At 67.6% G+C, this 23,142-nt stretch carries 19 protein-coding genes and 1 tRNA gene; 11 read left to right on the forward strand and 9 right to left on the reverse strand.

Annotation, left to right across the window (positions count from 1 at the left end; genetic code table 11):
• The first annotated feature begins 83 nt into the window (after positions 1 to 83).
• Positions 84 to 1,427 carry a diaminopimelate decarboxylase gene (gene lysA, locus H0264_RS35450; RefSeq protein ID WP_181581565.1) on the forward strand — a complete coding sequence of 448 codons (1,344 nt, stop codon included), beginning with the start codon at positions 84 to 86 and terminating at the stop codon, positions 1,425 to 1,427.
• A 202-nt stretch (positions 1,428 to 1,629) separates the two neighbouring features.
• Here the strand turns inward: lysA and H0264_RS35455 are convergent, their stop codons facing one another.
• Positions 1,630 to 3,348 (reverse strand): helicase HerA-like domain-containing protein, encoded by a 1,719-nt coding sequence (locus H0264_RS35455; protein ID WP_181581566.1) that lies wholly within the window; start codon positions 3,346 to 3,348, stop codon positions 1,630 to 1,632.
• 176 nt (positions 3,349 to 3,524) lie between these two features.
• On the opposite strand from H0264_RS35455, the gene orn reads away from it, so the two are divergent.
• Entirely contained in the window at positions 3,525 to 4,175 is a 651-nt protein-coding gene (gene orn / locus H0264_RS35460) for an oligoribonuclease (protein ID WP_181581567.1), read from the forward strand.
• A gap of 55 nt (positions 4,176 to 4,230) precedes the next feature.
• Positions 4,231 to 4,303, forward strand: a tRNA-His gene (locus H0264_RS35465).
• On the opposite strand, the gene H0264_RS35470 is transcribed toward H0264_RS35465, so the two are convergent.
• Together H0264_RS35470 and H0264_RS35475 are read right to left on the reverse strand one after the other, a co-directional pair.
• On the reverse strand, positions 4,295 to 5,176 hold the full coding sequence (locus H0264_RS35470) for a sigma-70 family RNA polymerase sigma factor (RefSeq protein ID WP_181581568.1): 882 nt from the start codon (positions 5,174 to 5,176) through the stop codon (positions 4,295 to 4,297). The genes H0264_RS35465 and H0264_RS35470 overlap by 9 nt on opposite strands.
• Before the next feature lie 8 nt (positions 5,177 to 5,184).
• Positions 5,185 to 6,372, reverse strand: coding sequence for an NAD(P)/FAD-dependent oxidoreductase (locus H0264_RS35475; RefSeq protein WP_181581569.1), 1,188 nt, complete (start codon positions 6,370 to 6,372; stop codon positions 5,185 to 5,187).
• A gap of 206 nt (positions 6,373 to 6,578) precedes the next feature.
• On the opposite strand from H0264_RS35475, the gene H0264_RS35480 reads away from it, so the two are divergent.
• Positions 6,579 to 7,469 carry a LysR family transcriptional regulator gene (locus H0264_RS35480; protein WP_181581570.1) on the forward strand — a complete coding sequence of 297 codons (891 nt, stop codon included), beginning with the start codon at positions 6,579 to 6,581 and terminating at the stop codon, positions 7,467 to 7,469.
• A 21-nt stretch (positions 7,470 to 7,490) separates the two neighbouring features.
• Here H0264_RS35480 and H0264_RS35485 read toward each other — a convergent pair whose 3' ends face one another.
• Positions 7,491 to 8,078: a TetR/AcrR family transcriptional regulator gene (locus H0264_RS35485; protein WP_181581571.1), complete on the reverse strand. Its 588-nt coding sequence runs from the start codon at positions 8,076 to 8,078 to the stop codon at positions 7,491 to 7,493.
• 111 nt (positions 8,079 to 8,189) lie between these two features.
• Here H0264_RS35485 and H0264_RS35490 point away from each other — a divergent pair, with 111 nt between their 5' ends.
• Positions 8,190 to 9,038 carry an SDR family NAD(P)-dependent oxidoreductase gene (locus tag H0264_RS35490; protein ID WP_181581572.1) on the forward strand — a complete coding sequence of 283 codons (849 nt, stop codon included), beginning with the start codon at positions 8,190 to 8,192 and terminating at the stop codon, positions 9,036 to 9,038.
• 43 nt (positions 9,039 to 9,081) lie between these two features.
• Here H0264_RS35490 and fdxA read toward each other — a convergent pair whose 3' ends face one another.
• Positions 9,082 to 9,420, reverse strand: a complete 339-nt coding sequence (gene fdxA, locus H0264_RS35495; protein ID WP_181581573.1) for a ferredoxin — start codon at positions 9,418 to 9,420, stop codon at positions 9,082 to 9,084.
• Between fdxA and H0264_RS35500 the strand changes: the two genes are divergently transcribed.
• The 5 genes from H0264_RS35500 to H0264_RS35520 all read left to right on the forward strand — a co-directional run bounded on the left by H0264_RS35500 (position 9,402) and on the right by H0264_RS35520 (position 17,249).
• Entirely contained in the window at positions 9,402 to 10,274 is an 873-nt protein-coding gene (locus H0264_RS35500) for a LysR substrate-binding domain-containing protein (RefSeq protein WP_420832129.1), read from the forward strand. The genes fdxA and H0264_RS35500 overlap by 19 nt on opposite strands.
• Positions 10,275 to 10,383: 109 nt before the next feature.
• Complete coding sequence (locus tag H0264_RS35505; protein ID WP_181581574.1) at positions 10,384 to 10,869, forward strand: Lrp/AsnC family transcriptional regulator; 486 nt, start codon at positions 10,384 to 10,386, stop codon at positions 10,867 to 10,869.
• A 196-nt stretch (positions 10,870 to 11,065) separates the two neighbouring features.
• Positions 11,066 to 14,542, forward strand: a complete 3,477-nt coding sequence (locus tag H0264_RS35510; RefSeq protein WP_181581575.1) for an indolepyruvate ferredoxin oxidoreductase family protein — start codon at positions 11,066 to 11,068, stop codon at positions 14,540 to 14,542.
• A gap of 117 nt (positions 14,543 to 14,659) precedes the next feature.
• A complete protein-coding gene (locus H0264_RS35515; protein WP_181581576.1) occupies positions 14,660 to 15,730 on the forward strand; it encodes a Glu/Leu/Phe/Val family dehydrogenase in 1,071 nt (356 codons plus the stop codon).
• A 31-nt stretch (positions 15,731 to 15,761) separates the two neighbouring features.
• Positions 15,762 to 17,249, forward strand: a complete 1,488-nt coding sequence (locus tag H0264_RS35520; protein ID WP_181581577.1) for an amino acid permease — start codon at positions 15,762 to 15,764, stop codon at positions 17,247 to 17,249.
• 58 nt (positions 17,250 to 17,307) lie between these two features.
• On the opposite strand, the gene H0264_RS35525 is transcribed toward H0264_RS35520, so the two are convergent.
• The 4 genes from H0264_RS35525 to H0264_RS35540 form a co-directional block, all read right to left on the reverse strand.
• A complete protein-coding gene (locus H0264_RS35525; RefSeq protein ID WP_231084346.1) occupies positions 17,308 to 18,258 on the reverse strand; it encodes an alpha/beta hydrolase in 951 nt (316 codons plus the stop codon).
• Positions 18,259 to 18,344: 86 nt separating this feature from the next.
• Positions 18,345 to 19,046 carry a hypothetical protein gene (locus H0264_RS35530; RefSeq protein ID WP_181581579.1) on the reverse strand — a complete coding sequence of 234 codons (702 nt, stop codon included), beginning with the start codon at positions 19,044 to 19,046 and terminating at the stop codon, positions 18,345 to 18,347.
• A gap of 236 nt (positions 19,047 to 19,282) precedes the next feature.
• Positions 19,283 to 20,530 carry a DUF7373 family lipoprotein gene (locus tag H0264_RS35535; RefSeq protein ID WP_181581580.1) on the reverse strand — a complete coding sequence of 416 codons (1,248 nt, stop codon included), beginning with the start codon at positions 20,528 to 20,530 and terminating at the stop codon, positions 19,283 to 19,285.
• 31 nt (positions 20,531 to 20,561) lie between these two features.
• Entirely contained in the window at positions 20,562 to 22,028 is a 1,467-nt protein-coding gene (locus H0264_RS35540; protein ID WP_244976048.1) for a serine/threonine-protein kinase, read from the reverse strand.
• A gap of 409 nt (positions 22,029 to 22,437) precedes the next feature.
• Between H0264_RS35540 and H0264_RS35545 the strand changes: the two genes are divergently transcribed.
• Positions 22,438 to 23,142, forward strand: coding sequence for a cyclase family protein (locus H0264_RS35545; protein WP_181581581.1), 705 nt, complete (start codon positions 22,438 to 22,440; stop codon positions 23,140 to 23,142).

Below are 23,142 nucleotides of genomic sequence, written 5' to 3' on the forward strand. Positions count from 1 at the left end.
GAGGTTCCGGGTGCGCGGTTTCGGCGTAGTCCTGAGGGTGGCCCCGCATAAGAGAAAGCGGGGACGCCCACACAGGAGAGTTCGTGACGCTTGCCGACATATTCCCGTCGCTGCTGTCGGGAACACCGCCTCGCCTGGACTCGGCGATCTGGCCTCGGGAAACCCACTACGACGAGGAAGGCCGGATCACCGTCGGCGGAGTGGCGCTGGCGGATATCGCCGACCAGTACGGGACACCCACCTATGTTCTCGACGAGAACGAGGTGCGGGATCGGTGCCGGGCCTACCGGAAGTACTTCCCGGAGGCCGAGACCATCTACGCGGGGAAAGCCTTGCTGACCCGCGCGGTGGCGGAATGGGTTGCCGAAGAAGGACTTTCGATCGATGTATGCTCGGCCGGGGAACTGGCCGTGGCGCTGTCGGCGTGGGTGGATCCGCGGCGCGTCGTGCTGCACGGCAATGGAAAACCCTTCGGGGAGCTGGAAACCGCGATCGGCTCGGGAGTCGGGCGCATCGTGCTCGACTCGCTCAGCGAGATCACGCTGGTGTCGGCGCTGGCCACCACGCCGCAGCGGGTGCTGCTGCGGGTGACGCCCGATATCGACGTGCATGGGCATCCGGCGGTCCGCACCGGGGTGGCCGATCAGAAGTTCGGGTTCCCGATCGGCAGCCACATGCTCGACGAGGCCGTGGAACGCATTGTGCGGCAACCGAATCTGGAGTTCGCCGGGCTGCACTGTCATATCGGCTCACAGATCTCGGACACGTTCCCCTACGGGGAGGCGGTGCGCCGGATGATCGCGGCCATGGCGCGCATTCGCGACGAGCACGGGGTGACGCTCACCGATCTCGACCTCGGGGGCGGGCACGCGGTCGCCTACCGCAGCGGTGACGCGGAGATGAACCTGCCGGAGCTCGCCGACATCATCGAGGATTCACTCGACGCCGCCTGCGCCCGGCACGGATTCCCGCGCCCGCGAATCGCTTTGGAGCCGGGACGGGCCATAGTGGCGCGCGCCGGGGTGACGCTGTACCGGGTGCTGACGGTCAAGCACATCGACGACGGGCAGACCTATGTGACCGTCGACGGCGGCATGTGCGACAACCCGCGCGTGGCGCTGTACGGGGCGCGCTACGACGCGGTGGTGGCCAACCGGCATCCCACCGGGCCGCACATGACGGCCACCATCGCGGGACGCTACTGCGAGGCGGGCGACATCCTGGCACGAGACGTCCGGCTCCCGGTCGACCTGCGGCCCGGCGAAGTGCTGGCCGTGCCGTGCACCGGCGCGTACCACCACAGCCTCGCCTCCTCCTACAACGGCGTCGGCCGCCCGCCGATAGTCGCTGTGCGGGAGGGACATACGCGGGAACTGGTGCGCCGCGAAACCCTCGAGGATCTGATGCGGCGCGACGTCGGACGCTGACGCTCCCCCGTCAGCCCGGCATGCCACCCCGTCATCCCGGCATGCCACCCCGTCATCCCGGCATGCCACCCCGTCAGCCCGGCATGCCACCCCGTCATCCCGGCATGCTTTTGGCCGGGATCCACAGCAGGGAGGTGGATCCCGGCCAAGAGGCACACCGGGATGACGGGCTTCCGGCCGCCGCCACGCAGCGTTTTACAGCTCAGCGCTTACGCGTACCGAAGATGCTGCGGCCGATCTCGCGTCCGGCGACGGTGGCCGCCGAGCGCAGGAAGTTCTTGAAAGCCGTATTGTTGACGATCTTCTCGGCCATCGATTCCTCTTCCGGGGCGGGCTTGGACGAGCGGGAGCGCGACGGCGCGGGCTCCGGTTCCTTCTCCGCCGCAGCCGCCAGCTTCTCGGCCAGGATCTCGTAGGCCGAATCCCGGTCGATGGTGGTCCCGTACTTCGAATACAGCGAGGATTGCTGTGCGCGCGAACGGATTCCATCATCCCCGATGGTGTCCATGAGTGAGCGCGGCGGCTGCATGCGCGCCCACGCCACCGGCGTCGGCGCACCCTTCTCCGACAGCACCGTCACGACGGCTTCACCGATACCCAGTGAGGTGAGCGCCTTTTCGAGATCGTAGGTCTTGGTCTTCGGGTAGGTGCGCACCGTCTTCGACAGTGCCGCTTGATCTTCCGGCGTGAAGGCGCGCAGTGCGTGCTGAATGCGCGCACCCAGCTGGGAGAGCACGGCATTCGGGATATCGGTGGGCAGCTGGGTGCAGAAGAACACGCCCACCCCCTTGGAGCGGATGAGCTTCACCGTCTGCTCCACCTGCTGCAGGAACGCCTTGGACGCCCCGTTGAACAGCAGATGCGCCTCGTCGAAGATGAACACCAGCTTCGGCTTGTCCATATCGCCGATCTCGGGCAGCGTCTGGAACAGGTCCGCCAGCACCCACATGAGGAATGTGGAGAACATCTGCGGGCGCGACGCCTGCGCGCCCAGCTCGAACAGCGTGATCACGCCCTGCCCGCCCGCGGTGCGCATGAGATCGGCCGGATCCAGTTCCGGCTCACCGAAGAACGTGTCGCCGCCGTCGGCCTCGAGGTTGACCAGCGCGCGCAGAATGACCCCGGCCGTCTGCGCCGAGACGCCGCCGATGCCCTTCAGATCCTCCTTGCCCTCCGGGCTGGTGAGGAACTGGATGACCGAGCGCAGATCCTTCAGATCCAGCAGCGGGAAGCCGTTCTGATCCGACCAGTGGAAGATCAGCCCCAGCGTCGACTCCTGGGTTTCGTTGAGCCCCAGCACCTTCGACAGCAGAATCGGCCCGAACGAGGTGATGGTCGCGCGAATCGGGATCCCGATCCCCTCGGTGCCCAAAGACACGAATTCGCAAGGGAATCCGGTCGGCTTCCAGTCCGGGTCGCCGGTTTCCTGTGCGCGCGTGAGGATCTTGTCATTGGACTGCCCCGGTTGCGACAGCCCCGACAGATCCCCCTTGATATCGGCCACCACGACCGGCACCCCGGCCGCCGACAACTGCTCGGCGATGCCCTGCACGGTCTTGGTCTTACCGGTGCCGGTCGCGCCCGCGATGAGCCCGTGCCGGTTCATGGTCTTCATCGGAATCCGCACCCGCGCATCGGGATGCACCACACCGTCCACGATGACCGTGCCCAGTTCGAGCGCGAGCCCCTCCATGGCGTATCCGGCCGCGATCTCCGCCGCCGCGCCGCCCTCCCCCGAATCCGCTTTCCCGGCGGCGCTCGGCGCGGCCGCGGCCTGTGCGGCGGCTGCTTTCTCCGCAGCCTCCTGTTCGGCCGCTTCCTTCTCCGCGGCCTCCGCCGCCGCTGCCGCCTCCGCCGCCATGCGCGCGGCGTCCTCCGCAGCCTTGCGGGCTGCCGCTGCCTTTTCCTGAGGGGTGGTCATCGCGCTGTCCTCCGTGTTGCTCTGCCGAACTACCTGGGGAGTGCACTGCAAACCGTGCCGACCGGCCGGTCACACACGGATATGAGAGGAACCATACTGCCGGGTCGCGTGCGATCCGAGCCCCGACGCGGCCGGGTGACCCGGACGACAGCGCCGAAACGGCTAACCTTTGCCGGGTGAGCGACAAATACGTGGTGTGGATGGATTGCGAGATGACCGGCCTACGCCTCGACAGCGACAAGCTGATCGAGGTCGCCGCCCTCGTCACCGACAGTGACCTCAATATCCTCGGCGAGGGCGTGGACATCGTCATCCACGCCGATGACGCCGCCCTCGCCGCCATGCCCCCCGTGGTCACCGAGATGCACGCCCGCTCCGGCCTCACCGAAGAGGTCCGCCGCTCCACGGTCACCATGGCCGAGGCCGAACAGCAGATCCTCGACTACATCAAGCAGTACGTCCCCACCCCGCGCACCGTCCCGCTGGCCGGCAACTCCATTGCCACCGACCGCGGCTTCATCGCCCGCGACATGCCGACCCTGGACGCCCACCTGCACTACCGCATGATCGACGTCAGCTCCATCAAGGAACTGGCCCGCCGCTGGTACCCGCGCATCTACTTCGGTCAGCCCGAGAAGGGCCTGGCCCACCGCGCCCTCGCCGACATCCAGGAATCCATCCGAGAACTCCAGTACTACCGCCGCACCGCCTTCGTGGCCCCGCCCGGCCCCTCCACCGCCGAGATCGCCGCCGTGGCAGCCGAACTCGCCACCACCCGCCCAGCAACCGAAAATGACGCCGTAAACCCCGCCTCACCAGCCGATTAGGAACTGACGGCGGTGTCACGCTAACATTTACCGCGCCGGAAGTTACCGGCAAATGGTGGCTGTAGTTCAGCTGGTAGAGCACCAGGTTGTGATCCTGGGTGTCGCGGGTTCGAGTCCCGTCAGCCACCCTCATCGGCCCGGGCCGGAGAATCTTCTCCCGCCCGGGCCGAACTGCGTTTCGGACAGCAGCCACAGACGAGGTAGAGGCCGGTGATGCGGTCGCCGTCGAGGGCCATCGCCAGGACGCTGTGGGGTGCGCCGTCGGCACGGACGGTCAAGGCCGGGGCGCCGTCGACGGGTTCGCAGGTGAGTGATGCCGCGCCGACGCCCAACCCGGCGGCGACGAATCGGGCCACCTTGGCTGCGCCGGTGATCGGGCGCACCGGGGATCCGGCGCCGCCCGCGTCACTGACGAGGACCGCGTCGGGAGCCAGGAGGTCGTGCAGGGCCTGGGTGTCGCCGGAATCCAGTGCGCGCCTCAAGGATTCGGCTGCCGCCCGGGCCCGGTCCGGGGAGACCGGACGGTGCGGGCGGCGGACGGTGATGTGACGGCGGGCGCGGTAGGCGAGGTCGCGGACGACGGGGGTGGTCAGTCCTACCGCTTCGGCGATTTCGTCGTAGCCGAGGTCGAACGAGTCGCGCAGGATGTAGACGGCGCGTTCGGTCGGGGAGAGCGTGTCGAGGGCCAGTTGCAGGGCCATCGACATGGTCTCGGCGAGTTCGGCATGGCTGTCCGGAGCGGTCTGCAGCGACTCGGGCAACCACGGACCGTATTCGCCGGGGTGGTTGGCCGAGCGCAGCCGATGCATGGACTGGCGGGTGAGGATTCGGATGAGGTGGGTGCGCGGGTCGCCGATGTGCTCGGAGTCGATGGTCCGCCAGTGCAGCCAGGTTTCCTGCAGTACCTCCTCGGCGGCGGCCGCGGATCCGAGCATCCCGCGGGCGACGGTGAACAGCAGATTGCGGTGTGCCAGAAAGGTTTCGGTCGACTCGCGCACCATGACGGGGCCTATGCGACCGGCACGGTCGTATTGTCGCGCTGGGCCTGCAGCAGGGTCGGGCGGTACTTGCCGTCCTTGAACCAGTGGTGAGCGCCGGGCTTCTTCGCCTCCTTGGCCATGTGGTCGATGCCGGCATTGCAGGCGAACTCCTTGAGCTTCTTGCCGAGGGCCCCACCGAAATACACGCGCATGGCCGTCTCGTTCTTGTGGCCGAGCTGGTAGATGCCCGCGTCCCGGCCGAAGCTGAGGCACATGGCGGGGAACGCCAGGTCGACGGGCTCGGGCTGCTCGCCCGCGACGCGGTGCAGCAGGGTGTCGGCGGCGTGTGCGCCCAGGCAGTAGGCGACGTAGGCGCTCATCCGGAACGGCAGATCCGACGGAGCGGCGGAGTCACCGGCCGCGACAATGCGGTCGTCGTCGATGCTGGTCAGCGTCTCGTCGGTGAGCAGTCGGCCGGATTTGTCGGTGCTCAGCCCGCTGCGGGCGGCCAGATCGGGGACACCGAAGCCCGCCGTCCAGATGGTGAGGTCGCTCGTCAGCGTCCGGCCGTCGGCGAGCCGCACGGCATCGCGCATCACCTCGGTGACGGCCGCGTCGGAGCCTTCGATGACGGTCACGCCCAGTTTGGCGAGGTACTTGTGGGCCGTGCGGCGCGCCTTCGGGTGCAGGTACGGGACGAGGGAGCTGCCGCAGACCAGAGTGACCTTGCGGCCCTGCTCGGCGAGCTCGGCGGCGGTCTCGACGCCGGTCGGACCGCCACCGATCACGGTGACCGCGGCCGCCATGGGCGTATCGAGCAGCACCGAACGCAGACGCTGCGCGGCCTCCAAAGTCGCTACGGGGTAGGCGAATTCGGCCGCACCCAGCACCTTCGGCGCGGGGACGCCGCTGCCCACCGCATAGAGCAGGTAGTCGTAGCCGATGCTGCCGCCGTCGGCCAGTTCGACGGTGCGGGTGGTCGCGTCGATCCGGGTCACGCTGTCGACCACGAGCTCGATGCCCTCGGCCAGGATGTCGGTGTAATTCACGACCGCCTCGTGGGTTTCGCCGACCAGCTGGTGCAGCCGCAGGCGCGGGACGAAGACCTGGCGGGGGTTGATCACGGTCACCTTGACGTCGTCGCGCTGCGTCAGGCGGTTGGCCGCCATGACACCGGCGTATCCGCCGCCGACGACAACGATTTCGTGCTTGCTCATGGTGACTTCCTTCGTTCGATGAGGGGTTCGGGCACAAGACACCGCATCCCTCGAATCTGTGACAGCCGATTCGGAACTGTGGGGTCCGGCTCTCGAATCAGCGTGTCCACCAGGGCATCTGCCGTGGTGACTCCTCTACCTTCGCGGCAGGCCGACAGTTGATCAACGTAAGCTTCGTGGACTGATCGATAACCCTGGAGTTATTTGTGGAGCTACGCGATATCGAGATCTTCCTGACGCTGGCCGAGGAATTGCACTTCGGCCGCACCGCGGAACGCCTGCACGTGTCCCAGGCGCGGGTCAGCCAGGCCATTCGCACACAGGAACGACGCATCGGCACGGCACTGTTCGAAAGGACCAGCCGCCGTGTGCAACTGACTCCGGTCGGCCGGCGGCTGCGCACCGACCTGCAACAGGTGCACGATCTTCTCCAGGCCGCCCTCGCCCGCGCCGAAGCCGCAGGCTTGAGCGCCGGCCAGACTCTGAAGGTCGGTGTGTTCGGATACGCCGGACACGAACTGCGGCCCCTGGTCGACGAGTTCCGCACCCGCTACCCGGGGAGCGACATCAGCTTCGGCGAGGTCAATGGCGTCGACCCGTTCAACGCACTGCGCAGCGGGGCACACGATGTGAACGTGCTGTGGCTACCGGTCCTCGAACCGGATCTCACCGTCGGTCCCACCGTGCTGGTCGGCCGCCGCGTGCTGGCCGTCGCCAGCGACCATCCACTGGCCGAACGCGGTCACGCCTGCCTGGAAGACCTGGGCGACAACCATGTCGCCGACTTCGGCCCCGACGCCCCCACCTACTGGGTCGAGTCCATGGTTCCCACCCGCACTCCGCAGGGCCGCCGCATCCGGCGCGGGCCGATCGCACGGAACATTCACGAGATCCTGTCGCTGGTCGCTTCCGGCCAATGCGTCCATCCGCTGGGTGAGATCGCCGCCCGCTACAACAAACCCCCGGGCATCGTCTTCCTGCCCATGCCCGATGCACCGATCCTGCAGTGGGCGCTGACCTGGCGCTCCACCGCCGACAGCCCCGCCATCCGCGCCCTGGCCGGAACCGCGGCCGAGTTCGGGCCGATTCAACTGTGACGCAACGGTTTCCGAGACTCCTCAAGGAGTGAGGTGGGCGAGGGCGGCAGCCAGGATGGCGTCGGCGTACTCCTCGGTGAGACCGTCCAGCCCCAGGGACCAGCGGGACTGGATGGGGCCCAGCAGCAGGTCGAGGGCGATCTCGGTGTCGAGGTCGGGGCGCAATTGGCCGGCTTCGACGGCGGCGGCGAGACGGGCGGCCACGGCGGCGCGCTGCGGGAGCAGCAGGCGTTCGCGGTAGTAACGGCCGATATCGGGGTCCTGCTGGATCTCGATGTACATGGCGCGCAGGAAGCCTTCGACGGCCGGGTCGGTGAGTTCGGCGACCGCGCCGCGCAGCAGCAGGGTCAGGTCGGCGCGGATGTCTCCGGAGTCCGGGAGGACCAAACCTTCGGGGCTGGAGTCTCTTTCGAGCATGGCGTCGAGGACGACGGCGCCCTTGGAGGGCCACCAGCGGTAGATGGTCTGCTTGCCGACGCCCGCGCGGGCGGCGATGGCCTCGATGCCCAGTTTGGCGTAGGGCATTTCGCGGATGAGTTCGGTGGTGGCGGCGAGGATCGCCGATCGTGCACGTTCGCTGCGCCGAGCGGCGCTCGGAGTCTCGGACATGCGGCCAGGGTAACAGTTCACGAGACGAAACGTCTCGTCTTGACGGCGGCGAAATTCCTGGGCATACTTCTCCAACGAGACGGAGCGTCTCGCGACGAAGGGAGTCAGCACATGACCCGCACATGGTTCATCACCGGCGCGAATCGGGGCCTGGGCCGGGCGTTCACCCTCGCCGCGCTCGAGCAGGGTGACCGCGTGGTCGCGACCGCTCGCGAGCCGGAGAGCATGAGCGGCATCGCGCAGGAGCGGCTCACCGTGCTGCCGCTGGACGTTCGCGATCGAGAGCGCGCAATCGCCACTGTCGACCGGGCATTCGAGATCAGCGGCTCGATCGATGTAATCGTGAACAATGCCGGATACGGTCTGGTCGGCGCGGTCGAGGAGCTGAGCGAGCAGCAGATCCGCGCCCAGATGGACACCAATTTCTATGGCGCGCTGTGGGTTTCGCAGGCGGCGATTCCGCACCTGCGCAAGCAGGGGTCCGGGCACATCGTGCAGATCTCCACCGTCGGCGCGGTCGGGTCACTGCCGCTGTTCAGCCTCTACAACGCCAGCAAGTGGGCGCTGGAAGGGTTCAGCGCATCCATGGCGGATGAGTTGCGGCCCTTCGGAATCGCCGTCACCCTCGCGCAGATGGGCGGCTTCGACACCGACTGGGCCAAGTCCAGCATGAAGTTCGCCGAAGCCCTGCCCGCCTACGCCGACACCCGCGCGGGCATCCTCGGCATGCCGGACTACCCGGACCCGCTCGCCCCGCCGCCCGCCGCCGATCATCAGCCGGAATGGGTCGAGCCCGGACCGGAAGTGGCTGCCGCCGAACTGATGTCGCTGGTGAACATGCCGAATCCGCCGGTGCGCAGGATCATCGGCCCGGGTGCGCGGGAGATGGTGGCCATGGCCCTGGACCAGCGCCGGCTCGACTACGCGACAGATCCGGAGTTCACCTGGCCCGCGTGCTGACCTTCGTGCGATCCGTCCCCGGTCGATGGTCCGGCACCACGCGCTAGGGCTGGTAGGCCGCCACGAACGGCGTATCCACACCCAGCGCACCCATTCGCGCTCCCCCGCCACCGGGCGACCCGAACGGTGCGTCCCGGCCGGGCAGCGTCTCGGCGAAGAACCGCGCGTTCTCCTTCACGAAAACCTCCTGCCCGTCCGGCATGTCGTCCTCGTAATAGATGGCCTCCACCGGGCAGGCGGGTTCACACGCGCCGCAGTCGGTGCATTCGTCGGGCTGGATATAGGCCATCCGCTCCCCGATGTAGATGCAGTCGACCGGGCATTCCTCGATGCACGCCCGGTCGAGAACATCGACGCAACTCGCTGCGACAACGAAAGTCATGGTGTCTCCTCGGTTTTCACCACCCGCGACGGCGGTCGGCGACTCGAGCCCCGGGCGTGGGTCAACGATCGCCGCCGGCGGGCCGTACCGGTAGCCGGCTGAAATTGCGGTTACTCGACCGCGGACCAACAGGTTCGGTGCTCACCGCCGCGGGCAAGGCGGTGGTCGAGCACGCCGGCCCGATGCTCACCGCCGCACAGACCTTCTCCGACGGCGTCACCGCACTCCGCGCCGAGGATCACCCGCGCCTGCGCCTGGCCGCCTCCAAAACCATTGCCGACCACCGGATGTCGCAATGGCTGGCAGCCCTGCGGGAAGCGCGCCCGGAGGTGACGGTCACCCTGGAGGTCGGCAACTCCCGCCAGGTCGAATCCTGGGTCCGCTCCGCCGCCGCCGACCTCGGCTTCGTCGAAGGCCCCCATCCCCCGGCCGATCTGGCCAGCCGCGTCCTCGGCTCCGACGACCTGGTGATCGTCGTCGGCCCCGATCACCGATGGGCCCGCCGCCGCACCCGGCTCACCGTCCGCGAACTCGCGACCACCGCCCTGCTCTGGCGCGAGTCCGGCTCCGGCACCCGCGACACCGTCGAAGAAATCCTCGGCACGCAGCCCGCCCCACCCGCGGCCGAATTGGGTTCGGCGGCAGCAATTCTGGCCACCGCTCGCACCGGCGTCGCGCCCGCGGTCCTGAGCAGGCTCATCGCCTGCGAAGACCTGCGTACCGGCACACTGATCGAAGTCCCGCTCGCGGACGCCACCTTGACCCGCATGTTCCGCGCCGTCTGGCGCAGGCAGTCGCCGCCCGCCGAGCCCGGCGAGCTCCTCGTCCGCATCGCCGAACGCGGCCAGACCTGATCCTCGCGCACGATCCGGCCGACGATCCCTATCCGGTTGTGCTCGCCGGGATTCCGAATCCCGCCCGCACGCGCCCGGGTTCGGGTAGCGCGGCGTGCCAGAATGCGTCATGCCCATCAAGATCGACGCATTGGATTCGCGGCTGCTGGCGGAGCTGGCGCGGGATCCGCGGACACCGATTCTGGAGTTGGCGCAGCGGCTGGGGATCGCGCGCAACACGGTGCAGGCGCGGATGCGGCGGCTGGAGGAGTCGGGGGCGGTGCGGGGGTACCCGCCGAATGTGGATTTGCAGGCGATCGGATTCGCGGTGAACGCGCTGCTGGGCATCGAGCTGGATCAGAACAAGATGGATGCGATCGTGGAGGCGTTGCGGGAGTTTCCGCATGTGCTGGAAGTTCACGCGACCACCGGGCGGTCGGATCTGCTGGTGCGGATCGCGGCGCAGACGCAGCAGGATCTACTGGGGATCATCCAACGGGTGCATTCCATTCCGGGGGTGAAGCACACCGAGACGATGCTGGCGCTCGCCACGCCCATCGAGTACCGATGCCTGCCACTGGTCGAGCATCTGACCGCGAACCCCGACAACGCATGATGTGACGCCGGTCTCGTCTCGCTCGAGCAGAATGACGCACACACCACAGTGCGCTAGATCACTTTTGATCAAATTGATCAACGTGTCGCCCGTCTGTTGACACAGATCACCCATTTCGGCAGATTTCGCTGCACCGATTGCAAGTTCCATCGTTTGCAGCTCACGATCTGGGTTGTGGAAAGTGTGGTGACTGTTCATGACCAGCGTCGCCTGGCCGCCGGCCCTACAGCAGGCCGAGAACGCCCCGTACGACCTCGCCGACCGGTATCGCTCCGGGGCGGGACCGGTGCTCCTCACCGGGGTGCAGGCCATTGCCAGACTTCTGGTCGAGCAGCATGTGCGCGATATTCGCGCCGGTCGCCGCGTCGCGACATTCGTGTCCGGGTATCAGGGCAGCCCGCTGGGCGGGGTCGACAAGATGCTGCTGGGCATGCCGAATGTGCTGACCGAGCACGACATCACGTTCGTGCCGGGATTCAACGAGGAACTGGCCGCCACCTCGGTGTGGGGCAGCCAGGCCGATCTGCCCGCCGGGCGCGCGACACACGATGGCGTCGTGGGGGTGTGGTACGGCAAGGGTCCGGGCGTGGACCGCGCGACCGATGCGCTGCGGCACGCCAATATGTACGGGGTGAACCCGCGCGGCGGTGTGCTGCTGCTGGTCGGGGATGATCCGGCGTCGAAATCCTCCACCGTGCCGGCGGTGAGCGAGCGGTCGCTGGCGGCCATGGGAATTCCGGTGCTGTTCCCGCGCAATGCCGAAGAGATCATCACCATGGGCATGCAGGGGGTGGCGCTGTCGCGGGCCTCCGGGTGCGTGGTGGCCATGAAGATCGTGGCCGATGTCGCCGACGGGGCCTGGACGGTCGACGCCTCGGTCGCCGATCTCGCGCTGACGGTTCCCGAAGTGCAGTGGGACGGAAAGCCTTTCGTCTACAAGCAGCGTCCGATGGCGGCCCCGACGGACAGTGTGATCGCCGAGGCGGACCTGTACGGGCCGCGCTGGGAGATCGTGCGGTCTTTCGGTGCGATGAACGAACTCGATGTGATCGAGGTGAATCCGGCCGACGCGAAGCTCGGACTCGCCGCCACCGGAACGACTTTCGACTCCATGCGGCAGGCGCTGCTGGATCTCGGCGTGGACGATGCCGCACTGCATCGCGCGGGCATTCGACTACTCCGCATCGGTATGCCCTATCCCCTTGGCGCACAGCAGGTCACCGAGTTCGCGCGCGGGCTCGAGCAGCTGATCGTGGTGGAGGACAAGACCGCGTTCATCGAGACCCAGATTCGCGAGATCCTGTACGGCACAGCGGATGCGCCCCGCATTCTCGGCAAGCAGGACGGTCAGGGCGCGCGGCTCATGCCCTTCGACGGCGAGCTGACCCCCGGCCGACTACTCGGGCCGCTGCGCCGGGTGCTGCGTGATCATGTCGAGCTGAAAAAGGCCGCGCCGCCGCCGCTTTCGCTGGAGGTGCTCTCGGCCAAGCGGACCCCCTACTTCTGTAGCGGCTGCCCGCACAATCGCTCCACCGCCCTGCCCGAGGGCTCCATCGGCGGCGGCGGCATCGGCTGCCACACCCTGGTCACCATGTCCGGCCGCAGCGACAGCGCGGTCACCGGGCTCACCCAGATGGGCGGCGAGGGCAGCCAGTGGATCGGACAGGCCCCGTTCACCGATGTGCCGCACCTGTTCCAGAACATCGGCGACGGCACGTTCTTCCACTCCGGCCAGCTGGCCGTGCAGGCGTGTGTGGCGGCCGGGGTGAACATCACCTACAAGCTGCTGTGGAACGAAGTCGTCGCCATGACCGGCGCGCAGGATGTGGAGGGCGGCCTCAGCGTCGCAGGGCTCACGCACAAGCTGACCACCGAGGGCGTCAAGCAGATCATCATCTGCGCCGATGATCCCAAGCGGCACAAGAAGAGCGCGCTCGCCAAGGGCACCCTGCTGTGGCATCGCGATCGGCTCGACGAAGCACAGCGGCTGCTGCGCGACATCCCCGGCGTGACCGTGCTGATCTACGACCAGCACTGCGCCGCCGACGCCCGCCGTCAGCGCAAGCGCGGCGCGCTGCCGGTGCGCAATACCCGCGTGGTGATCAACGAGGCGGTGTGCGAGGGCTGCGGCGACTGCGGCACCAAGTCGAATTGCCTTTCGGTGCAACCGGTCGAGACCGAATTCGGCCGCAAGACGCGCATCGACCAGACCTCCTGCAATACCGACTACAGCTGCCTCGACGGCGACTGCCCGTCCTTCGTGACGGTGGAGCTGGTGCCGGACAAGAAGGGGCGCAAGCCTGCCCGCCGCAAGACCGCCGAACCGCCGGTGGTGGCCGACCCGAATCTCGGTGCGCCGCTGGGCACGCAGAACGTCTTCCTCGCGGGCATCGGCGGCACCGGCATCGTGACGGTGAACCAGGTGCTGGCCACCGCCGCGCTGCGCGCCGGCTACGAGGTGGAGAGCCTCGATCAGATCGGGTTGAGCCAGAAGGCCGGACCGGTGGTCTCGCACCTGCGGTTCTCGGCGACCGCGCTGGAACCCTCCAACCGGCTCACCCCGGGCAGCGCCGACTGCATCATGGCGATCGACCTGCTCACCGCGACCGATCCCAAGAACCTCCAGTACGGCAATGCCGCGAGCACCATCGCGGTGGCCTCGACCAGCCAGACCCCGACCGGCGACATGGTGTACGACAAGTCCGTCGCCTACCCGCCGACCGCGTCGCTGCTGGATCGTCTTGCCGCCGTGTCGAATTCGCTGACGCACTTCGACATGCTGGCCGCCGCCGAGAAGCTGTTCGGCAATACCGCCGCCGCCAACTTCCTGATGGTCGGCGCGGCCTTCCAAACCGGCGGGCTGCGGCTGCCCGCGGCGGCGATCGAGGAGGCGATCGGCATCAACGGCGTCGCCGTCTCCGCGAATATCGCCGCATTCCGCTGGGGGCGTGTGGCCATCGCCGATCCGGCCGCCTTCGCCGCGGCTGTCGATGAGGGGCAGCCGCGGCGAACCACCCCCGCAGTGCCCGCGGAACTGCTGGCGCGCACCAGCTTCGACGGTGAGGTGCGGCGGGTGGCCGAACTGCGCGCCGCCGAACTGATCGGCTACCAGAACGCGAAGGTCGCCGCCCGCTACCTCGATACCGTCGAATTCGTCTGGGCCGCGGAGCGTACCGTCACCGAGCGCACCGACTTCAGCGAAGCCGTGGCGCGCGGGCTGTACAAGTTCACCGCCTACAAGGACGAGTACGAGGTGGCCCGTCTGCTCACCGACCCGGCCTTCCTCGCCGAGGTGCAGGCGCAGGTGCCCGGCGGCGAAAACCTCACCTACAAGCTGCATCCGCCGATCCTGCGGGCCATGGGCCGGGACAAGAAGGTCGGCTTCGGCCCGAAATCCCATGTGGCGCTGAAGGTTCTCGCCAAGGCCAAGGCGCTGCGCGGCACCAAGCTCGACCCCTTCGGCTACGCCCACGTGCGAAAGGTGGAGCGGGAGCTGCTGTCCCACTACACCGATATGGTCCGCCGCCTGGCCGTCGGCCTCAGCACCGACAGCTACGACACCGCCGTCAAGGCCGCCGCACTGCCGGATGTGGTGCGCGGCTACGAGGACGTGAAGCTCGGCAATGTCGAGCTGTACTGGACCGGCCTGCGCGAACTCGGCATCGAGCACTGACACACCCGTTCACCGGAAACCCGCCGCCACCCGCGGCACCGCCCGGCCGTCACCATGCGGCCAACTCCCTGCCGCCCACCGAGCGGCGAACTCGAAAGGATCGACACAGTGTCCGTAATGCACTCCGAGGCTGGGGTTTTCGCCCGCTCGCACGACCTGAGCGCGCGCAGCCACGAGCAGGTGATGTTCTGCGAGGACGACAAGACCGGGCTCAAGGCCATTATCTCGATTCATTCGACCACGCTCGGTCCCGCGCTCGGCGGCACGCGGTTCTACCCGTACGCGGACGAGTCGGCGGCGCTGCAGGATGTGCTGCGGCTGTCGTGGGGCATGACCTACAAGGCGGCGGCCTCCGGGGTCGATCTGGGCGGCGGCAAGGCTGTCATCATCGGCGATCCGGCGATCCACAAGACCGAGGAGCTGCTCGCCGCGTACGCGCGATTCGTGGAAACCCTTGGCGGCCGGTACATCACGGCCGGAGATGTCGGCACCAACACCGACGATCTGGATGTCATCGGTCGCCACACCCGCTGGGTGATGGGCCGCAGCAAGCAGGCCGGCGGCTCCGGTGACAGCGCCCGCCTGACCGCGCTCGGCGTCTTCCACTCCATGCGCGCCGGTGCCGAATCCGTCTGGGGCGCACCGACTCTGGCGGGTCGCACGGTCGGCATCGAGGGCGTCGGCAAGGTGGGCCGCGAGCTCACCGCGCTGCTGCTCGAGGACGGCGCGGAGGTCTGCGTCACCGATGTGAATCAGGCTGCGCTGCAGAGCATCTCGCAGGAACACCCGTCAGTGCGCCTGCTCAGCTCGGTCGCCACCGCCCCGGTCGACGTGTACGCCCCCTGCGCCCTCGGCGGCACCCTCACCGCGTCCAGCGCCGAGGCCATCGAGGCCAAGCTGATCTGCGGTGCGGCCAACAACCAGCTCGCCACCCCCGGCATCGAGCGGGCGCTGAACGAACGCGGCATCACCTGGGTGCCCGATTTCGTGGCGAATGCGGGCGGGCTCATCCAGGTGGCGGGCGAATTGCGCGCCGCCGCACCAGCGGATGTCGAAGCCGATGTCGCGGGCATCTACGCCCGCTGTCGCGACATCATCACGGCCGCGAAGGCCGAAGGAATCGGAACCGGTGAGGCGGCCAATCGGTTCGCCGAACGGCGTCTGGACGCCATTCCGCGGGCTCTCTGACGCGGCACCGGAGTAAGGAAGGAAAACAGCAGTGGCGATCGCGAGCGGATTATTCCGCACCAAATCGGTTGAACAGTCCATCAGGGATACCGATGAACCGGATTCCAAGCTACGCAAGGATCTGACGGCCAGGGACCTCACCATTTTCGGTGTGGCCGTGGTGATCGGCGCGGGCATCTTCACCCTCACCGCGCGCACGGCGGGCACGGTGGCCGGGCCCTCGGTCTCGCTCGCGTTCGTCTTCGCGGCGATCGCGTGCGGATTGACGGCGCTGTGCTACGCCGAATTCGCTTCGACCGTCCCGGTGGCGGGCAGCGCGTACACCTACGCGTACGCCACCTTCGGCGAGGTCATCGCGTGGATCATCGGCTGGGATCTGATATTGGAATTCGCGCTCGCGGTCTCCGTGGTCGCCAAGGGCTGGTCGCAGTATCTGGGCGAGGTGATGGGTTCGGGCGCACCGGTGCTCAGCCTCGGCTCGATCCAATTCGATTGGGGCGCGGTGCTTATCATCGCCGTGGTCGGCACCCTGCTGGCCACCGGCACCAAGCTGTCGTCGAAGGTGTCGGCCGTCGCGGTCGCCATCAAACTGGGTGTGATCCTGCTGGTGCTGGTGGTCGGCGCGACCTACTTCAAGCCGTCCAACCTGACCCCCTACATCCCGCCGTCCGAGCCGTCCGAGCACGCCGACGGCCTGCGTCAGTCGCTGTTCGCCTGGCTGACCGGTTCCGGCGGCACCAGTTTCGGCTGGTACGGCCTGCTGGCCGCGGCCAGCCTGGTGTTCTTCGCCTTCGTCGGTTTCGACGTGGTGGCCACCACCGCCGAGGAGACCCGCAACCCGCAGCGCGATGTCCCGCGCGGCCTGTTCGGTTCGCTGGCCATCGTGACGGTCCTGTATGTCGCGGTGTCGCTGGTGCTCACCGGCATGGTCTCCTACAAGGAGCTGCAGGGCGGAGACGCCACGCTGGCAACGGCTTTCGCCATCCACGGCGCGACCTGGACCAAGAACATCATCTCCATCGGCGCGCTGGCCGGCCTGTCGACGGTCGTCATGGTCATGTACCTGGGCCAGACCCGTGTGCTGTTCGCCATGGCCCGCGACGGCCTGCTCCCCCGCAGCCTGGCGCACACCGGCGCGAAGGGCACGCCCGTCCGGCTGACCGTCATCGTCGGCGTGATCTGCGCGCTGCTGGCCGGTTTCGTGGACTTCGGCACCCTCGAAGAGATGGTGAACATCGGCACCCTGGTCGCCTTCGTCATGGTGTCGATCGGCGTCCCGATTCTGCGCCGCACCCGACCGGATCTGCCGCGCGGCTTCCGCGTCCCGTTCGTCCCGGTGATTCCCATTCTGGGCGCGCTGGCCTGCCTGTGGCTGATGCTCAACCTGTCCATCGAGACGTGGCTGCGCTTCGTCATCTGGATGGCGCTGGGCGCGATCGTCTACTTCGCGTACGGCCGTAGGCATTCGGTGCTGCGCAAGCAGCAGGAGGCCGAAGCCCCGGAGCCCGCGCGACTCTGACGTCACCGACGAAAAAGTCCCGATCCGTGATGGATCGGGACTTCTTCGCGTTCGGGCCTCAGTTGTGCAAGGCGGCTTCGAGGATCGGCCAGGATTTGTGCAGGTCCTCCTGCCAGTAACCCCAGGAATGTGTTCCGGCGGGCCGGAATTCGACGGTGGCGGGAATGCCCAGCTCGCCCAGCCGGGTGGCCAGGCGCTGCGTGCACAGATTGGTGGCGGCCTCGATCACACCGCCGAGCATGATCTGATTGGCCAGCGTGTAGGTGTTGCCCTTGAGGGCGGGATTGGCCAGAGTGTCGTACTGCCCGGGCAATCCGGTCGCGCTGGAGATGTAGAGGGTTTTGCCGCGCAGGCCCTCGGCGTTCAGCACGACGTCGTGGCGCAGCCATTCGGGGTCGTCGTCCTCGCCCCACATATTGCGCACGTCGGCATCGGCGCGATCCATGACGAGGCGAATGAAGGTGCGGCTCAACTCGTCCGCGGTGGACGCGCAGCCACTGTAGGAGCCGACGGCCCGATAGAGATCGGGTGCGGCGATGGCCAGATCCAATGCCGCGCTGGCTGCCATGGACACACCCGCGATGGCATTCACCCCGGAGGTTTTCAGTTCGGCGTCGATCACCGGCGGCAGCTCTTCGGTCAGGAAGGTGGCCCACTGGTTCCGCCCGAGCTTCGGATCGTCGCGCTGCCAGTCGGTGTAGTACGAGAACTTGCCGCCCACCGGCACCACCACGTTCACGTTCTTCTCGGCGAAGAACTGCACGATGTCGGTCTGCCGGAACCAGGTGGCCGCGTCCTCGCCGCCGCCCGCGCCATTGAGCAGGTACAGCGTCGGCCGCGGTTCGCTGGTGTCGAACGGCGTGAGCACCTGCAGCGTGATGGTGCGCTGCATCGACGGCGAGTAGACGTGGAATATCTGCTGCCGCTGCCCGGCCCGGTCAACGAGAACAAGTTCACCGGGCGGAGCCGCCGCGGCGCCGCCCGGGTCCACGGCAAGGGCCGGCGACATTATGAGACAAGAAATAATCGCCAATTGCGACAGTTTTCTTTTGAACAGCAATTCTTTCCTCATCATTGTCGCCGGCCGCGCAGTGGTCAGCTGCCGATGTACTTCCGGATGGCGTCGGCGATGATGTCGCTGAACGATCCGGTGGAGCTGAGCTGTCCGTCATTGGAGCCGAGGCCATTGTCGCCGAGGCTGCCGATCACGGTCTCGCCCGCATTGGTGCCGCGCGAGGTGAAGCAGGCAGTCAGGTTCGGCATTTCATTGCTCACGCCGACCGTGCCCGCGACGCCGACGCCGCCGCTGGTGATCTGCTTGCCGGTGCCCAGGTTGTCCGGCACCGGGTAGGTGATGGTCATGGTCACCGGGTTACCGGAATTCACGAACCAGCCGGTGCTGGTGACCTTCCAGCCGCCCGCGTTCGGGCTGGCGGTCACATCCTCGGTGCGCTGGCCGCCACCCAGGTGGTAGGCGGTAATGGTGGTCTTGGTGGGCGCGCCGAAACCGGCCGGCGGGAAGTCGGTGATGGTGTTGACGTACGGGTTGCCGATGCCGGTGGTGCCGACCACGATCTTGTAGGTCACCGAGGTGCCGACGCCGACGGAATCGCTCGTGACGATCTTTTCGTAGGTATGCGTGATACCGACCGTGCTGACGTCCTTCTTGGTTTCGAAGCTGCGAACCTCGCAGGTCGAATCAGCGGAAGCCACACCCGCATTCAGACCGACGCTCAAACCGGCGAGAACCAGCGAAGCCGACGCCGCCAGCGCAGTCGTCCGAGGATTCCGGAACATACATTCTCCTTTTGCGTCCCGAGCCATTCCGGGACAGACAATGATTTACCGAGCTCTGCGGATGACTCGGGGGGTGCAGGTGCCACCCGGGCTCCAAGTAAACATCTATAACTGGTCTTCTGTCCAGAAGTTCGGAAAAGTTCGCGGGATGGTCTCGCGGGTGCGATTCGCCTGCTAATGTAGCACGACTGACTAGAACGTGTTTCAGAACGAAAGGGGCAGGTGACAGTGGCTGTTCAGGGCCGATCCGCCTTCACCAGCAGCACATACTGAGCCGCCGCCTTCTCTTGCGCGTCCTGCAGATCCCGGCTGTTGACCACGCCCACATAGCGGTGCACCAGCACCTTGCACGAGTACTTCAGATCCGCGGTGACACCCGGATCGGCGCTCTCGGTGCAGCGCACATCCGGCACCCCAGGCGGCGGAGTCGTGACCCGATAGTCGGATTCCTTCGGAATGGGCGCGAAGTACTTTCGCGCGGCCACCGGATCGGTGAAACGCAGCACCCCCGCCCAGGCCACCTTCGCGAAGGCATCGGCCACCAGCGTGCCCGCATCCGGACGCGCATATTTGAGGAAAACGACGCGCGGGCCGAACACCACCCCGGAGTCCACGATCGGATCATCCCAATTGGCAATGGTGCTCACCGGCACCGAACTCTGCACCGGATACGGCCACTGCCCGCGCTTGGCCGGCAGCGTCCGCCGCAGCATGCCGTCGCGATCCAGGGCCAGCGCGGAAATCCGGTCCACCGGTGTGGCCGCGAAGCGGTCCAGCGCCGGCAGTTGCGCGTCGAACGCCTTCCGCACCACGCCCGTGAGCGCCGCCAGATCCGTGCTCGGCCACTGGGCGTACACGTTCACCACGAAGGAACCGTGCGCGATGGTCGCGGCCAGCGTCGGCACACTCGGCCGCCAATGCCCGCGCGCCGCCCCGTATCCGGGGATACTCACCGCGACATTGTCCTTGCTGACCGCGAAGTCGGCGGCGTCGATGCCGGTGGCGGCGGCCTGCGCGGTCGCGTCGTCGGGAAAGCGCAACAGCACCACCGACACTCGATGCATGCCCACCTGAGCGCTGTCGTCGTCGGTATCGGTGCCGCCGACCCAGAAGCCGGTCAGCATGCGCTGCTGATCCAGCACCGGTTTGACCGCGTCGCCCAGCCGCCGGGTGGCCAGATCCGAGCTGGGCAGCGCGGCAATCCCCACGCCCAGACTGTATTTCGCGTCCGGGTCGGCCTCGGCGGGATCGATGATGGCCTCGCCCATCCGCACCGCCTCGACGATCTTGCCGTATCTCCCGTCCCCCGGGGGCGGCTCATCGAGCAGGTCGGTGCCGTAATCGCCCACCGAGAGCGTGTTCAGGTCCACCGTGGTCTCCTGCGGCGTGCCCGGCACCGTGCAGCCGGTGGCGAGAACGACCAGGGCACACAGCATTCCGAGCCAGGCGAGTCTCCCGATGCGTTCCGTGGACTGGGACATCATGCGACTTCCTCGGGGCGGCAGGGGATCTCGGTCAGAGTGGCGCGGACGGCCACCAACGCTGCAGGAGTTCGTTACCGGTGGATCCGCCGGTGACCATGACCATGCAGAAGTAGCGGGACGGGCTCTCGAAATACACCTGCAGCACCCCGCGCACCCGGCCCGGCGTGATTTCGGCGTGGCCCCAATACAATCGGCCCGAACCCGAGGCGCGAGTCCAGTCCTGATTGCCCTCGCCGGTGTAGCCGGCCTGCTCGGTGAAGGGCATGGGGGTGCGATCGGCCATGCAGGTGAAGGCGGTCGTATCGGCGGGCGGGGCCGCGCCGGTGCAGAAGATCTGAGCCACCGGTTTGGCCTCCTTGTCGACCGGGACGCTGGTGCCGCCGGTATCGGTCGGAAAGCAATTGCCGCTGCCGATTTCGATGGTGTCCGGGCGTTCCGGCAGCAGGCTGGGGAAGGCGGCGACGATATAGGCGTAGGACTTCCACTCCGGGAAGTCGTCGGCGGAGACGGTGGTGGTCGGCGCGCCGATGGTGAGCGCGGCGACCGGCTTGCCGGTGACGACCCGCGCATCCGGACGCACCAGCAGGGCCAGAGCGACGGCCAGCGCGATCACGAGAGTTGTGGCGCCGAGACGTATTCCGAGCCATCTGCCGGATGCGGCACCGGGCGGATCGCCGCGCAGGACCCCGGCGGCCTCCTCCGCCAGCGCGCCGCAGCTGGGATGCCGCCGCCGCGGGTCCTTCGCCATGGCCCGCGCGATCACGGCGTCGAATCCGGCGGGCAATCCCGCGCGGGACGGTTGCGGCGGCGGATCCAGCAGATGGGCGCGCACCACCGAGCGGGGATCGCCGCGTTCGAACGGCAGTGCGCCGGTGAGCATTTGATACAGCGTGCAGCCTAGGGCGTAGACATCGGCGCGGTGATCCACCGGCCCGTTCTCCAACTGCTCCGGGGCGATGTAGCCGAGTGTGCCCACCACCGCGCCGGATCCGGTGATCCGGTCGCCGTCCTCGGTGGTGCGGGCGATGCCGAAGTCGGTGACCAGCACCCGATCCCGGCCGTCGCGGCCCCGGGTGACCATGATGTTGGCGGGCTTCACATCCCGGTGCACCAGGCCCGCCCGGTGGATCTCGTCCAGCCCGCGCGCGGCCTCCCCGAGAATATGGACGGCCCGCTCCGGCGGCAGCGCGCGCGGCCCGTGCCGGATGAGCGTGGCCACATCCGTGCCGTCGATGAACTGCATGGCGATCCACGGCCGGCCCTGGTGAATGCCGCGATCATGCACCGACACCAGATTCGGATGGTCCAGGCGCGCAGCCACTTCCGCCTCACGCAGGAAGCGGAACTGGAAGTCCGGATCCTCGGAATGGTTGGCCAGCAGGATCTTCAGCGCCTCCTTGCGCGGCAGCCGGGGATGCTGGGCGCGATAGACCACGGCCATGCCGCCGGAGCCGAGCCGATGCTCGATGCGATAGCCGGCGAAAACGCGTCCCTCCACCCTGGCTCCCTTTTTCCCAGGGGCTCCGCCCCCGGACCCCTGAGAATCGGGGGTGTTGACCCCGGTTCCAGTCCCTCGATCCGACGGTAGCAAGGACTTTCGGTGCACTGTGCTCGTTCCGGTACGGAATCCGGGCACGGCCGAATGCCTCAGGACGACTCGGCCACCGAGGTCTGGGGCTGTCTTGGCGAAACGGGCCATGGCAGGCGCGTCGGCCGCGGCGGGCCGATCGACTGTCATGAGCCCGCACAGTTTCGCGAAGAAGCTGCGCGGATCCATGGATTCGACCTGCTTGGCCGGTCCAGGCGTCCATGACCTGCATGAGCCAGTAGCGATCCGCCATGGCCGGGATCTGCATGATGCCCGCGGAGTGTAGCCAGACGATTGCCCGCACTCGGATATTTCCGGCATGGTCCTTGCGGTCCCCCGCCGTGACGGCCAGGCTGATGCCGTGCGTCTCATCGACCTGTCCGTACCGCTCCGGACCGGCATGCCCGTATACCCCGGCGACCCGGAGGTGACGTTGAATCCGGCGCTCACCGTCGCCCGCGACGGCGTGAACGTGCTGCACCTGGACCTGGGCTCACAGACCGGGACCCATGTCGACGCGCCCGTGCACATCGACGACCGGCTGCCCGCCCTGGACGAACTGCCGCTCGACCGATTCCTCGGCCCGGCCGTCGTCATCGACGCCCGCGGTCTCGCGCCGCGCACTCCCCTCGGACTCGAATACTTCGAGGGCCGCGTCGCATCCGGCCAGATCGTGCTGATCGCCACCGGCTGGGCTCGGCACTGGGGTACTCCGGACTATCTCGCGCACCCGTATCCGACCCCCGAAGTCGCCGCCTACCTGGTCGAATCCGGTGTGCGCACAATCGGCGTCGATGCCCTCAGCGTGGATCCGACACCGGCGGAGGACATTCCCGTGCATCGCATTCTCTGCGGTGCGCACGCGGTGATCGCGGAGAACCTCACCGACCTGAGCGAGGTGCTGGCGGCACAGGATTCGGGGCATCGCATCGAAGTGTCTCTGCTACCGCTCAGCATCCCCCGCGCCGACGGCTCACCCGTGCGTGCCATCGCCAGAATATGGCAGGACGAGCCACCACTCTGA

The sequence above is a fragment of the Nocardia huaxiensis genome, assembly GCF_013744875.1.
GTDB classification, from domain to species: Bacteria; Actinomycetota; Actinomycetes; order Mycobacteriales; family Mycobacteriaceae; genus Nocardia; species Nocardia huaxiensis.

Excerpts from the sequence above, each read along its gene's own strand:
- H0264_RS35505 (WP_181581574.1), top strand. The coding sequence starts at position 10,384 with ATGCCCATCAAGATCGACGCATTGGATTCGCGGCTGCTGGCGGAGCTG.
- H0264_RS35510 (WP_181581575.1), top strand. The coding sequence starts at position 11,066 with ATGACCAGCGTCGCCTGGCCGCCGGCCCTACAGCAGGCCGAGAACGCC.
- H0264_RS35525 (WP_231084346.1), bottom strand. The coding sequence starts at position 18,258 with ATGTCGCCGGCCCTTGCCGTGGACCCGGGCGGCGCCGCGGCGGCTCCG.
- H0264_RS35470 (WP_181581568.1), bottom strand. The coding sequence starts at position 5,176 with ATGGTGCGCGAGTCGACCGAAACCTTTCTGGCACACCGCAATCTGCTG.
- H0264_RS35485 (WP_181581571.1), bottom strand. The coding sequence starts at position 8,078 with ATGTCCGAGACTCCGAGCGCCGCTCGGCGCAGCGAACGTGCACGATCG.
- H0264_RS35515 (WP_181581576.1), top strand. The coding sequence starts at position 14,660 with ATGCACTCCGAGGCTGGGGTTTTCGCCCGCTCGCACGACCTGAGCGCG.
- H0264_RS35490 (WP_181581572.1), top strand. The coding sequence starts at position 8,190 with ATGACCCGCACATGGTTCATCACCGGCGCGAATCGGGGCCTGGGCCGG.
- H0264_RS35535 (WP_181581580.1), bottom strand. The coding sequence starts at position 20,530 with ATGATGTCCCAGTCCACGGAACGCATCGGGAGACTCGCCTGGCTCGGA.
- H0264_RS35455 (WP_181581566.1), bottom strand. The coding sequence starts at position 3,348 with ATGACCACCCCTCAGGAAAAGGCAGCGGCAGCCCGCAAGGCTGCGGAG.
- H0264_RS35545 (WP_181581581.1), top strand. The coding sequence starts at position 22,438 with ATGGTCCTTGCGGTCCCCCGCCGTGACGGCCAGGCTGATGCCGTGCGT.
- H0264_RS35475 (WP_181581569.1), bottom strand. The coding sequence starts at position 6,372 with ATGAGCAAGCACGAAATCGTTGTCGTCGGCGGCGGATACGCCGGTGTC.
- fdxA (WP_181581573.1), bottom strand. The coding sequence starts at position 9,420 with ATGACTTTCGTTGTCGCAGCGAGTTGCGTCGATGTTCTCGACCGGGCG.
- H0264_RS35530 (WP_181581579.1), bottom strand. The coding sequence starts at position 19,046 with ATGTTCCGGAATCCTCGGACGACTGCGCTGGCGGCGTCGGCTTCGCTG.